General features: G+C 60.8%; 9 protein-coding genes. 6 read left to right on the top strand and 3 right to left on the bottom strand.

Annotated elements, in window-relative coordinates; all coding sequences use genetic code 11:
- Positions 1–359 precede the first annotated feature (359 nt).
- Positions 360–593 carry a hypothetical protein gene (locus tag FJ404_07955; protein ID MBM3822802.1) on the bottom strand — a complete coding sequence of 78 codons (234 nt, stop codon included), beginning with the start codon at positions 591–593 and terminating at the stop codon, positions 360–362.
- A gap of 73 nt (positions 594–666) precedes the next feature.
- Positions 667–966, bottom strand: coding sequence for a Dabb family protein (locus FJ404_07950; GenBank protein MBM3822801.1), 300 nt, complete (start codon positions 964–966; stop codon positions 667–669).
- Positions 967–993: 27 nt separating this feature from the next.
- Here FJ404_07950 and FJ404_07945 point away from each other — a divergent pair, with 27 nt between their 5' ends.
- From FJ404_07945 to FJ404_07925, 5 genes are all read left to right on the top strand, one after another.
- Positions 994–1,998, top strand: a complete 1,005-nt coding sequence (locus tag FJ404_07945; GenBank protein ID MBM3822800.1) for a DMT family transporter — start codon at positions 994–996, stop codon at positions 1,996–1,998.
- A 66-nt stretch (positions 1,999–2,064) separates the two neighbouring features.
- On the top strand, positions 2,065–2,667 hold the full coding sequence (locus FJ404_07940) for a LemA family protein (protein ID MBM3822799.1): 603 nt from the start codon (positions 2,065–2,067) through the stop codon (positions 2,665–2,667).
- A gap of 2 nt (positions 2,668–2,669) precedes the next feature.
- Positions 2,670–4,598 (top strand): M48 family metallopeptidase, encoded by a 1,929-nt coding sequence (locus FJ404_07935; protein ID MBM3822798.1) that lies wholly within the window; start codon positions 2,670–2,672, stop codon positions 4,596–4,598.
- A 67-nt stretch (positions 4,599–4,665) separates the two neighbouring features.
- The gene (locus FJ404_07930) at positions 4,666–7,980 is read left to right on the top strand and encodes a hypothetical protein (GenBank protein ID MBM3822797.1); all 3,315 of its coding nucleotides are present in this window, start codon (positions 4,666–4,668) and stop codon (positions 7,978–7,980) included.
- Positions 7,981–8,329: 349 nt separating this feature from the next.
- Positions 8,330–9,301: a hypothetical protein gene (locus tag FJ404_07925; GenBank protein ID MBM3822796.1), complete on the top strand. Its 972-nt coding sequence runs from the start codon at positions 8,330–8,332 to the stop codon at positions 9,299–9,301.
- 59 nt (positions 9,302–9,360) lie between these two features.
- Here the strand turns inward: FJ404_07925 and rmuC are convergent, their stop codons facing one another.
- Positions 9,361–10,968 (bottom strand): DNA recombination protein RmuC, encoded by a 1,608-nt coding sequence (gene rmuC, locus FJ404_07920; GenBank protein MBM3822795.1) that lies wholly within the window; start codon positions 10,966–10,968, stop codon positions 9,361–9,363.
- Here rmuC and FJ404_07915 point away from each other — a divergent pair.
- Complete coding sequence (locus FJ404_07915; protein ID MBM3822794.1) at positions 10,950–12,206, top strand: glycerate kinase; 1,257 nt, start codon at positions 10,950–10,952, stop codon at positions 12,204–12,206. The two genes, rmuC and FJ404_07915, sit on opposite strands and share 19 nt — an antisense overlap.
- Positions 12,207–12,239 lie beyond the last annotated feature (33 nt).

The following is a 12,239-nucleotide window of genomic DNA, read 5'->3' as shown; positions in this document are numbered from 1 at the left end:
CCAGGATTCGGCCGATTCCAGCCGGGCAGCGGCCGGATCCACGAGGCTGAAGATCCCCAGTGTGCCTTCGGGCCTTTCGAGGGTAGCGGTGGATGGTTGGCCCAGTTGAAGCAGATCGAAGAAGGAGGGCCAATCTGATGCGGGCGAGGTTCCTTCCTTCCAGACGGACAACGATGCGAGGGGCCCAGGAGAAAGGCCAATAGGCGGTGGTTGGGGATCAGGATACGGCTCGGGATGATCGTGCATACCCAAGGGGCCCATGACGCCCTACCCAGGGCGTCTGGTGGACCTTTCGGATCCTTTGGAAGCTCGAAGCCACATGGGATGCGAAGCAGGCGGCCTGGAAGTGTGTCGTGGATTCATCCCGGTTTGATTTCTTGTTTCCTCAAAATCCGATGCCGGTGTTCCCTCCACGCAGGCCCATGTTTCATGAGCCAGTCGGTGCGGGCCCGTTCCCATCCAATGTCGCGGCCGGCTTTCTCGGACTCGATCCATTTGTGCCGCAGAATCTCCTCTTTTTCGAGCAGAGACTCCCGGTAGAGGATGGAGTTTTTCAACAGTTCGAGGCTCGGAGTGAAAGAAGGGTCTGGCATAACGGGTTCCGATGGAGATTGGGCTCCTCGAATGTATCAAACGACCCTTCGCTGCCAATCGAAATTTCCGTCCTCATTCAAAATCGTAAACGACAACCTTCTTGCAGTGGGGCTTGAAAACCTTCTCCACGAATTCCACGTGCATCGGATGAACCTGATAATCGTCCTGCGACTTCTTGTCCGGAAAAATCAGATTCAACGCGACCTGGTAAGATTGGTCCACCACGGGACGTGGGCTCTTGACCATGCGTCCGATGTGAAATTGAAGGACCCCCGGGATGGGCCTGAGGTATTTCTCCGCGCCCGCGATCAAGGCTTCAGCGGCTTGGGGATCGTTGGGGTCGGTCCAGAAAATGACAACGTGTGAGAACATGGCGTGAGGGTAAGAAAGCCTTCGGCGATGGAGCAATCGGAATTTGTTTCCCGAATCCCGGGGATGCAGTTTCCGATTGTCTCCTGCCTGTTCCGCCGACGAACATGGCCCGTGGGAAGAATGAAAAGCCACGCCGCGATCACGGTGGAACTGCTGTGGGTCATGGTGCTCTGGGGCGGCAACAACGCCGCCATGAAGTACCAACTCCGCTTCTGGCCGCCCGTGTTTACCGCCTCCATCCGGTTCCTCTGTGCCGGCGCGCTCCTGATGCTGGTGATGCGGTGGACGCAGTGGCTGGGGAAACCCGCCGACTTGACCCCCGTGCAACGCCGGGAACTCTGGACACGGGCCGGAGCGCCCCTGGCGTGTTACATCACGGTGTTCGTTTGGGCTTTGCATCTCACCACGCCTTCCTCCGTCGCGTTGTTCATGGGCACCTCACCCGTGTGGGCCTTGATCTGGGAAGAGCGCCCCAACCGCGAATCCATGCACCGGTTCATCGCCGCCCTGCTGGCCTTGCTCGGCGTGGCCGTCCTTTTTCTGCCCAGTCTGCAAATGAACACTTCGACTTGGAAAGGGAACGCGCTGGCCTTGCTGGCCAGCGTCCTCTGGACCCACTACAGCCGGGAATCCAGGCGTTTTTCAGCCTCGATTTCAGGGTTGGAACTGACGGGCCAATCGTTTTGGAGAGCGGGTGCCCTGCTGTTGCCGCTGGCTGGAGCCGAGCTGAGCTGGCGCGGCTGCACCCACGACTCACTGGCGCTGGGCCTGATGGCCTACAGCGTGATCCTCAGCGGCCTGGTCGCCTTTGGATTGTGGAATGACGCCTTGCGCGCCTGGCCGACAAGCCGGGCCTTTCTGTTTGGAAATTTGATCCCGGTCACCACGATGCTCTTCTCCCATTATTTTCTAGGGGAACCGATGACCTCGCAATTCTGGCTGGCTCTGGCGCTGATCGTGGGAGCGGTGGTGCTGGGACAGTGGCAGCCTCGATCGTCAGGGCCGGGCGCGGGCACTGGAAACAGCGTTTGAAAAAGTAATCTTCCCTAGCGAATGCTTTCGATTAGCCTGCACCCCTGGTAAATCGAAGAAAGCACTATGACACCCATCCTCATTCTCCTCGCGTCGGCCGCCGTGCTGGCGGTGGTCATCGGCCTTTGGGCGATCGGGAGCTACAACGGCCTCGTCGGCTTGCGCAATCGTTTCAAAAACGCGTTTGCGCAAATTGATGTTCAACTCAAGCGCCGGTATGATTTGATTCCCAACCTCGTCGAAACCGCGAAAGGCTATCTCAAGCACGAGCGAGAAACGCTGGAAGCGGTGATCGCGGCTCGGAATTCCGCCCAAAGTGCGGGGACGCGCGCGGCGGCCAATCCGGGCGATCCGCAAGCGATGCAGCAATTGGCGGCCGCCGAGGGCGCGCTGCAAGGAAGCCTCGGCCGGCTCTTCGCCCTGGCCGAGTCCTATCCCGACTTGAAAGCCAATCAGTCCATGTCGCAACTGATGGAAGAACTGACCTCGACCGAAAACAAAGTCTCTTTCGCCCGCCAGGCCTACAACGACGCCGTGATGGTTTATAACACCCGGCGGGAACAATTCCCGGGAAGCCTCGTCGCGGGCATGTTTCAATTCGGGGCGGCCGAGCTCTTCCAGATCACGGACGAGCGGGAGAAGCAGGCTCCCAAGGTCTCGTTCAGCTGACCGTGGATTTCTTCGCAAGGCAGGAATCGGCGCGCGGACGAACCCGCCGTCTGGTCGTGTATTTTGGCCTGGCCGTCGTGCTCACGATCCTGGCGATCTACGCCGCGCTGGCCCTGATCTTTCTCGATCACACGGGGGTCGAAACCGGATTCGATCCCTCCGCGCTTTGGGACCCGCGGCTCTTCATCGCCGTGGCGGCCGGGACGCTGGCGATCGTGGCCGGAGGAAGCCTTTCCAAGATGGCTGAACTTCGCCGTGGCGGCGGAGCGGTGGCGGAAATGCTCGGGGGCAGGTTGGTCCGTTCCGACACTCACGATCCGGCCGAGCGCCGCCTCTTGAATGTAGTGGAGGAAATGGCCCTGGCGTCCGGCACCGCGGTGCCACCGGTGTACCTGTTGGAAGGAGAACGGGGGATCAATGCGTTTGCGGCTGGACACGGGACCGGGGACGCGGTCATTGGCGTCACCGAGGGTTGCCTGCGACGGCTCACGCGGGACGAGTTGCAAGGCGTGATCGCACACGAATTCAGCCACATCCTCAACGGCGACATGCGCCTCAATTTGAAGTTGGTCGGGGTCATTTTCGGGCTCGTCTGCCTCACGGTGCTGGGAAGAATTCTGCTGCGGTCAGGCGGAGGCGGTGACGGACGCAAGCGCAACCCCCTGCCTTTGGTGGGGCTGGTGCTGGTGGTGGCGGGATGGATCGGCGTTTTCTTCGGGCGCCTCATTCAAGCCGCCGTCTCGAGACAGCGCGAATTTCTTGCAGACGCAGCGGCGGTTCAGTTCACCCGCAACCCAGGAGGACTCGCCGGGGCCTTGAAGAAAATCGGGGGCTTGCCTTTGCGCGCGAAACTGACATCGCCTCACGCCGACGAGGCCGGTCATTTGTTTTTCGGAAACGCGCGTTCGGATTCATTTCTGAATTGGATGTCCACTCACCCGCCTCTCCTGGAGCGCATCCGGGCCATGGAACCCCATTTCGACGGCGATTTTGCCGGATTGCCGCCCGCGGAGGACGAGCTGAGCCGTTCAGAGAACGCGATCGCCGGACGGTTGCAGGGGAAATCGGTTGCTCGTGCGGAGATCGCCCCTCTGGCGAGCGGCGTCGCGGTGGCGGAAGCCATGGCTTCGATCGGTCAGCCTCGACCGATGCACCTGGAGTTGGCGAGGGAATGGAAGTCGGGTCTCGATCCGGGGTTGCTGGAGGCGGTGCGGAATCCGCAACAGGCGCCCGCCGTGGTGTGGGCCGCTCTGATTTCGGAGGATGAAGAGGTGGCCCGGCGCCAGCTCGGTTTGTTGCGGGAAGAACTGGAGGGGAAGGCGGAGGAATGGGTGACTCAATGGCGGCCTCTCATCCGCGAGCTGGGAGAAGCCGGACGCCTTCCGATCATCGAGCTTTGCCTGAGTGCCTTGCGACAACTCCAGCCTGAGGGTTACGAACGATTCGCAAAAAGCACGAGGCGTTTGATTGAGGCGGACGAGGCGGTGGATCTTTTCGAGTTCGCTCTGGAAAAATGTTTGGAGCGGCACTTGGCGCCGCACTTCGAGGCTCGTCCGAGGGAGCGAGTGGAGGTGTTTTCGCTGGTGGCCATCAAGAGCTCGTTGAGTTTGCTCGTCGGGCTCGCGGCCAAAATCGGCCAGAACGACGAGCGACTCGAAAGAGAAGCGCGTCGGGCAGGATGGAGTGCCATGGGTTTCGCGGAGGAACACGACCCGGCATGCGAAGTGGGCCTGGCCGAGGTGAATGCCGCGTTGACGGAAGCGGCCAAGGTGGGCCCCGCACTCAAAAAGAAAATCTTGTTCGCCTTGGCGATCACCGCCGCTCATGACGCGGTGCTTGGGGTGCGGGAGGCCGAGTTCCTCCGCGCGGTGGCGGATGTTTTGGACTGTCCCGTACCGCCGTTCTTAGAGCTCCATCGACATTTGAGTTGAGCTTCCCCGGCGGAAAGGACGCCTGTTTCACTTCGGGCAGGCTGTCGGGCTCTCGCCGCGTCTCCCGATGGAGGTGTATGAAATATCCGGGCTCAAGCGCCAGGAACGGCGCGCTCCCGCAACGGGCGGAAGCATCGTTGCCGGGATAGTCATGGTCATCGTTCCATTCTCAGCCTTGAGCTGGTTTGCGACTTGCTCAACACTGGGGAATCCAACGGCGGAGGAGCCGCTTAAGTGGTTGATAGCGAAAGACGATGAACCTGAGGTGGACAACAGAATGAACGATGATGGGGATGCGTTGAGGCCTCGGCGGGATGAGAAAACGGGGCCTTTCGCTCGAGCAACGATGAATTCAAACAGAGCTTCCATCCTCCCGAGGCTGCTCCGTCAGCTGCTGCGGGCTGAATGGCTAGGCGTTTTCTTGCTGAGTTGGAGCGTCACTTGGGCTCAGGCGACGACGAGTGAGTCCACCAATCCATGGTTTTCAGAGGATGAAACCCAGCAGGAGAAATCCTTGACCCCCGCTTCGATCGGAGGCCCCTTCAAGCGAATTCGATCAGCCCGAATGAAGGACAAGGTCGACAACGCCGCAGGGATCTTCCCCTTCAATTCAGGCAAACGTGCGCGACTCAATTTTTTCAAGGGGGCGGATTTCGAGGCGATTCTCACTCAGGTCGAGCATCGCGAGGGTCAATGGAGCGCGACCGGCCAGGTTCAGGACGTGGAAGGAAGTTTGGTGTTGATGAGCGGCTCAGGGAACATCGTGGCCGGCTCGGTGGCGGTTCCAGGCGCCGGCCGGTTTCGATTCGAAGGCGAAGCGGGAGGACGGGTCCGGCTGTTCGAACTCTCCGACGCGGTCCCGCGCTGTGGCACCTGCGACAGGCTTCCCACCGGGGAGAACCCTGCCCTGCGAAACGGTTTCACAAGGCAAAGCCTGAGCCCGGTGCTCGAACCCTTGACCCAACAAGTCGCGGTGGTGGATCTGATGATCGTCTACACCGTGGCGGCCAAGCAGGGGGCGGGAGGAGAGGAAGCGATTCGCGTTTTGGGTCAATTGGCGGTCGCCGAAGCCAACGCGGTTTATCAGAACAGCCGCGCGCTGACGCGGCTGCGCCTTGTGGATCAGCGGGAAGTCGCTTACGAAGAGTCCTCGAGTTTTTCAACGAATCTGGCTCGCTTGCGCCTTCCCGACGACGGGTTCCTGGACGAAGTTCATGGGTGGAGGCAAACCAACCAGGCCGATCTGGTCTGTCTGATCACGGAAGGGGGCGACATTGGATTTGGCGGCCTCGCAAGCTTAATGCAGGAGGCCAAGCCCGAATCGCGGACATTGGGGTTCAGCGTGGTGCGCCGGCAAAATGCCGTGGGCGATTATGTGTTTGTGCATGAAATCACGCACAATTTTGGGTGTCAGCACGATCGGGAAAGCTCCTCCGGCTCCGACGGCCTCCTGATTCCGGGCGTGTTCGAATACTCGTTTGGCAGAAGGTTTTCGGCCGAGGGTATGATCTATCGCACCGTCATGGCTTATCCGCCAGGGGAGGTCGTTCCGTTTCTCTCCACCCCGGCCATCTTGTTTCGAGGAGTTCCCCTGGGCATTCCTGACACCGATCTGATGTCTGGCGCGGACAATGTGAAAACGGTGAACACCACCGCGCCCATCGTTTCAGCCTACTTCGGGGAAGCCGTGTTGAGCACGGTTCCGTCCCTCGCCTGGCGATCGCCGGCGGATGGTTTAGTGCTCTCCTTCGGACAAAAACTGAAAGTGGAGATCGAGGCGTCGGATCCGGATGGTTCCATCGAGCGCGTGGAAATCTATGATGGCAAAACCCTGGCTCACGTCGTCAGCCGGCCCCCTTCAAGTGTTGTGTCGGTCGAGTTGGAGCTGGCGCATCCGGGAGCGCATGAAGTGTTCGCCCGCGCGGTGGACCGAGTCGGGGCGGATTCCGGGCTGGTGAAGAGGACGATCGTGGTCCGGCCCGCCAACGACGATTTCTCCAAAAGAACGCGCCTCACCGGGGAGGGATTCTCGACCCGAACCAGCACGGCCGGTTCAACCCGGGAATTGGGCGAGCCGATTCACGCGGGCAATCAGGGAGCCGGCTCCATTTGGTTCGAATGGACGAGCCCGAAATCGGGAACCGTGAAACTGACGTCGGAAGGGGATCGTCACACGGAGATCCTCGACGTCTACACAGGGACCATTCTGGGATCGCTTTTCCGTCCCACCCGCTCGGTGCGATTCGATGCCACGCGACGGCTTTGCACCGTGATCTGGGACGTCGTCGCCGGCCAGACCTACATCCTGGCTGCGGACGGACTCCCGGGCACGGGCGAGTCTTTCTCGTTGTCGCTGGAGTACCATGAACCTCCTGTGAACGACGCCTTTGCGAATCGGCGGAAGGTCGAGGGGGAATCCTGGACGTTGAGCGGTTCAAACGAGTTTGCGTCGGGCGAACCGGGCGAACCCAAGCACGCTGGGTTTAGTGGAGGGAAATCGGTGTGGTTTGACTGGGAAGCGCCGAAGTCGGGCTCGGTGTTGATCACCTGCACGGGAGCCAACGTGACGTGGTTGGTGGAGGCCTACCTCGGAACCAATCTCACTTCGTTGACCCTGGCCCCCGGACGCTTTGTCTCGATCGATCAGGAACGCGATGTGTCGAGCGTGGTCTTCAACGCGGAGGCCGGACGACGGTATGCCCTGGCCTTGGACGGATCACTCGGGCTGTCCGGAAATTATGAGATATCCCTGGTCTATCCACCTCCTCCCTCCAACGACGCCTTTGCCCAGAGTCGTCTGATCGGGGGCACCAACGTGGCCTTTATGGACAACAGTTTCGCGGCAACCTCCGAACCGGGCGAACCTCTGCATGCGGGAACTTCGTCCGCAAAATCGCTTTGGTACCGCTGGACCGCTCCGGTGACGGGCCCGGTGAAGATCTTGATGACGGGGCAGGGGTTCTCGGTTTTGCCGGACGCGTATCAAGGGGAGCATTTGCTGGGATTGAGGACGGTCAATCGCGGGATCAAGGTGGTGCCGGGAACGAGTTCGGAACTCACATTCCAGGCTGTTCTGGGCGAGACCTATCACATCGCGGCGGATGGCTTCGGCGGCAAAGGCGGTGAATTCTCTTTTTCCTTGGTCACCTCAAATCAGCCCGCGCAACTCTTCGGGCGGGCGACGCTAGGCTCGACCACCACGGAGTTTCGGTTTCAAATCAGTGGTTCTCCCGGACAACGCTACGCGGTGGAAAGCTCGACGGATCTCGTGTCGTGGGCTCACGTCAAATCCGGAAGCATCGGCAGCGAGCCGGAAGTTTTCCAGGACATGGTCCTTTCGGGGAAGGGGATGAAATTCTACCGGGTGCTGCCTTTGCCGTAGCCCGGAAATTTCATCCGTGCTTCGCGACCGGGAATTTCCGGGCTAGGGAAACCGCGCCCTGGTTGCACGAAAATGGATCCTTGAGGCGAAGTCCGAGGAAGAACTTTTTCCAATAAGGTGTGGAATGGGAATGGCATCCGTTTGTCGAACGGAGGGCGCGGTTCGATCTAACCCGCATTGCTAAAAATTCGATGGGGGACGTTTCGCAACCCAGTCGAGTGTGAAAGATGCGGGTTAGGCGAAGCGAAGGAACGAGCGCTGACGGGGAGGTCGCAGCCGCCGCGAAGAGTTTCCTCTTTTCGATGCTTTCGCTTGAGATGTTTGCCCTCCGCGCCAATACTCCTGCCCCATGAAGCCCAGCACCTTCCTCCATTGGGCCGCGGCCCTGGCCGCGGCAGGGACCCTCTCCGCATCCGCCCAGACCAAGATCGATTTTGCCAAGGACGTTTTCCCCATTTTCGAAAAGACCTGCGTGAAGTGTCATGGCCCGGAAAAGGCCAAAGGCAAATTCCGCATCGACAATAAAGCGGACGCCATGAAGGGCGGGGGAGAAGGTCCGGCCATCGTCGCCGGCGATCCGGCCAAGAGCGATTTGTACCGCCGCATCACCCTGCCCAAGGGACACGATGACATCATGCCCAGCGAAGGGGATCCGCTGGAAAAGGCCCAGGCCGACCTGATCAAGGAATGGATCAGTCAGGGCGCGGTCTGGCCCGAGGGTGTGGGGGTGAAAGCCGCCGCCCCGGCAAAACCCAAAAATGAACCTGTGCTTCCGGCCGACTTCAAACCTTCGGATGCCGAGACGAAAGCGATCGCGAAGCTGGCGCAATCCAGTGTCGAGGCCCGCCCCATTGCCATGAACGTGCCCTGGCGCGAGGCGAACTTCCGTCTGCAGGGAACCAATGTGACCGATGCGACCCTGGCTCCGGTGGCGGATGTGCTGAGCCTCGTGGAAATCAATCTCGCGACGACGAAAATCACGGACGCCGGATTGGTTCACCTCAAGAACCTCAAGCACCTGCAACGGCTGCACCTTGAAAACACGGCGGTGACCGACGCGGGCATCGCCCATTTGAAAGGACTCCCAAGCCTCGTCTATCTCAACCTCTACGGCACCACCGTCACCGATGCCGCTTTGGAGAATCTCACCGGGATGAAGTACCTCAAGAGCGTGTATGTGTGGCAATCCAAAGTCACCGATGCCGGCATCGCCAAGTTGAAGCAAGCTCTTCCGGAGGTTCAGGTTTACAAAGGCTGGGATCTCGCGGATCTGCGCAAGAAAGAAGAGAAAAAAGAGGAAAAGAAAGAGGAGAAAAAGTAAGCGGCGGCAGCTTGTAATCGCAGCGAGCTTAGTGGCACTGCGATCGCCCGGGGGCCAGTCTAAGGCTCCGCGGCAGCAGACTTGCCCGGGACGCCGTCGCCTCCACCCGGGAAATCAAGGGATGGCGGCGCATCGCCATCCTGGGCAAGCTCGGGTGAAAACATCCGTCGCGGCGTGGTGTCCACAGCCGGCAAAGCCTCGATCTCCACACCAAGCGGACTGGCTTCCAAGTCCCGAAACCTTCGTGCGGAGGGCAGCACTCGCGTTTCCAGTGTCCCCACAGCTTTGTTGTAGTTTTCCACCGCGCTTTCCAACGTCCGGCCCAGCCTGCCCCAGTGCTGTCCCAGGTCGCCAAGCCGCTTGTAAAGTTCCTTGCCAAGTTCGCTGATCGCTTGGGCGTTGGCAGCCAGCCGTTCTTGCCGCCATCCATAGGCCACGGCGCGGAGCAAGGCGATCAAAGTCGTGGGAGTGGCTAGAATGACTCGTTGTTCGACGCCCGCTTCAATCAGGCCGGGATCCTGTTCCAGCGCGGCGCTGAACATCGACTCGCTGGGCAGAAAAAGAATGACGAACTCGGGCGCGGGCTGAAACTGATCCCAGTAACTTTTCCGGCTCAGCGCCACGACATGGGCGCGAATTTGACGCGCGTGATCCATCAGTCCGCTTTCTCGCGCAGAGTCCGACTTCGCGTCGAGCGCGGACAGATACGCCTCCAGGGGCGCCTTGGCGTCCACCACAACCTGCTTTCCACCTGGCAGCAAGACGATCAAGTCGGGACGCAGTTTCCCGGTGTCGGATTCCTGGGTTTGCTGCTGCGTGAAATGGCAGTGCTCGATCATGCCGGCCATTTCAACCACGCGCTGCAATTGAATTTCCCCCCATCGCCCTCGCACCGAGGGTGCGCGAAGCGCTTGCGCCAGTTTCGAGGTCTCCCCGCGAAGCTGGCCTTGCAACTCCATCAAGCCCTTGACCTGAGCGACCAATCCTTCATAGGCGCCGGCGCGCACCTTCTCGATTTCCCCAATGCGGAGTTCGATCTTATCGAGCGATTCCCGCACCGGCTTGACCATTTCTTGGATGGCTTGCTGCCGCTTGTCCAACTCGGTTTGAGCGGACTGCTGCTGGCCAAGCAGGCTGGTCTTGGCCAGATCGAGAAAGGCCTGGTTGTTGCTCTTTAACGCGTCCGCCGACAGAGCTTTGAACGCGTCCGAAAGCCGGACCTCGGCGGCTTGAACCAATCGAAGCCGGTCCGCCGCGGCTTTGCGTTCCTCCTCCAGCTGGGTTTCCAAGGCGGAGATGCGCGTGGAGGTGACGGCCAGGGAGGTTTGTAATTCGTCGGCTCTCGCCTCCGCGAGCCGGAGCGAGGTTTCCAGCGCAGGCAAACGCGCGCAGCGCTCGTCCGCCGCGGCCCTCCAACGGCTTTCTTCCGAGAGCCGGGTGCTCAGGCTGGTCACGGACTCCTCCTGAGCCCGGGCTTTCTCCCGCTGTTCGCGTTCCCGGGATTCCGTTGCAGACAGTCGCTCTCGGAGCGTGGACAACTCCGCTTCCGCCGTGGCCCGGGCCCAATTCGCGGCATGGCGCTCGCGCGACCGCCCCAGCCAGGCGAAGAGAAAGCCCGCCCCCACGAAACCCACCACGAAACCGATGATTGGTCCCCAGCCCGACATATTGGACACGACTCCACGCTACCGCGCCGGGTTGGAGCGCCAAGCGAAATCCGATCGTTCGAATTCCGGTTGCCGATTCGGATCGAGGTCGCGATAAAGCGCCTGTGCAACGCCGCGTGCTCATCGTCCCCGACAAATTCAAAGGCACCCTCACCGCGAAGGAGGCCGCCCAAGCCATCGCGGCAGGCTGGCGCTCGGTCTTCCCTTCCGACACGCTGCATCTCCTGCCCATGAGTGATGGTGGAGATGGTTTCGGTGCCGTGGTGGGTGAGGCCCTGGGAGCCCGGCCCCGCCGGACGTTCACCACGAACGCGGCAGGAAACCGCATCCGGTCCGTCTGGTGGTACGACACCGAGAGCCGCACCGCCGTCATCGAAACCGCGCGCGTGATTGGCTTGGCCATGCTGCCTCGCGGACGTTTCCATCCGCACGACCTGGATACCTTTGGATTGGGCCGGGTGTTTCAAGCCGCCTCCCGGGCTGGAGCAAAGCGATACCGAATCGGCATCGGGGGAAGCGCGACCAACGATGCGGGATTCGGACTGGCTCGCAGTTTGGGTTGGCACTTTTGGAATCGAGACGGAAAGGAAATTGACCGCTGGCTTGGCTTGGCTGATCTGGTCCGGATTCAACCCCCGTCGAAAGAGGCCGGAACGAATAAGCTCCCCGAAAGCGAGCGGCTGGTCGCGGTGGACGTGAGCAATCCTCTGCTGGGTCCGCGCGGCTGCAGCCGGATTTATGGTCCACAAAAAGGATTGAGACCGGAGGACATGTCCGGGGCGGAGAAGGCGCTGCGCAAGCTGGCGGAGGTGCTCCGCCAGCAAGGATTGCGAGGAGACGCGAGGCAACCCGGGGCGGGAGCGGCGGGTGGGCTTGGCTTCGGATTGCACGCCTTTTGGAATGCCAGGCTTTTCAGCGGATTCGAGCTCTTCGCCACCGCTGCGCATTTGGATCGATATTTGTCGAACGCGGATGTGGTCATCACCGGTGAAGGTTGTATCGATGCCTCCTCGCTCATGGGCAAGGGAGTTGGGGGCATTGTCGCGTTATGCCGGAATCGGAATCTGCCCTGTCTGGGACTGGGCGGAATCGTGACCGAAGATCCCAAGGTCGTTCGCCAATTCCACCGGCTCCTCGGGATGGGGAATCACCTGACCACAGCGGAGGAAGCGCGAAGCCGGCCCGCCTTCTGGCTCAAACGACTGGGAGCGGAGGCGGCCCGACCGTTTCTCCTGTAGCCCGGAGGCGGAAGTCTGCATGTCGATGCGCGA

This window comes from Verrucomicrobiota bacterium (assembly GCA_016871495.1).
Classification (GTDB): domain Bacteria; phylum Verrucomicrobiota; class Verrucomicrobiia; order Limisphaerales; family VHDF01; genus VHDF01.
The sequence above is the reverse complement of the archived record's forward strand: the minus strand, read 5'-3'. Positions and strand labels throughout refer to the sequence as shown.

What these genes read in the sequence shown, in the direction of transcription:
- FJ404_07950 (MBM3822801.1), bottom strand. Translation starts at nt 966, where the DNA reads ATGTTCTCACACGTTGTCATTTTCTGGACCGACCCCAACGATCCCCAA.
- FJ404_07925 (MBM3822796.1), top strand. Translation starts at nt 8,330, where the DNA reads ATGAAGCCCAGCACCTTCCTCCATTGGGCCGCGGCCCTGGCCGCGGCA.
- FJ404_07955 (MBM3822802.1), bottom strand. Translation starts at nt 593, where the DNA reads ATGCCAGACCCTTCTTTCACTCCGAGCCTCGAACTGTTGAAAAACTCC.
- FJ404_07945 (MBM3822800.1), top strand. Translation starts at nt 994, where the DNA reads ATGGAGCAATCGGAATTTGTTTCCCGAATCCCGGGGATGCAGTTTCCG.
- rmuC (MBM3822795.1), bottom strand. Translation starts at nt 10,968, where the DNA reads ATGTCGGGCTGGGGACCAATCATCGGTTTCGTGGTGGGTTTCGTGGGG.
- FJ404_07930 (MBM3822797.1), top strand. Translation starts at nt 4,666, where the DNA reads ATGGAGGTGTATGAAATATCCGGGCTCAAGCGCCAGGAACGGCGCGCT.
- FJ404_07940 (MBM3822799.1), top strand. Translation starts at nt 2,065, where the DNA reads ATGACACCCATCCTCATTCTCCTCGCGTCGGCCGCCGTGCTGGCGGTG.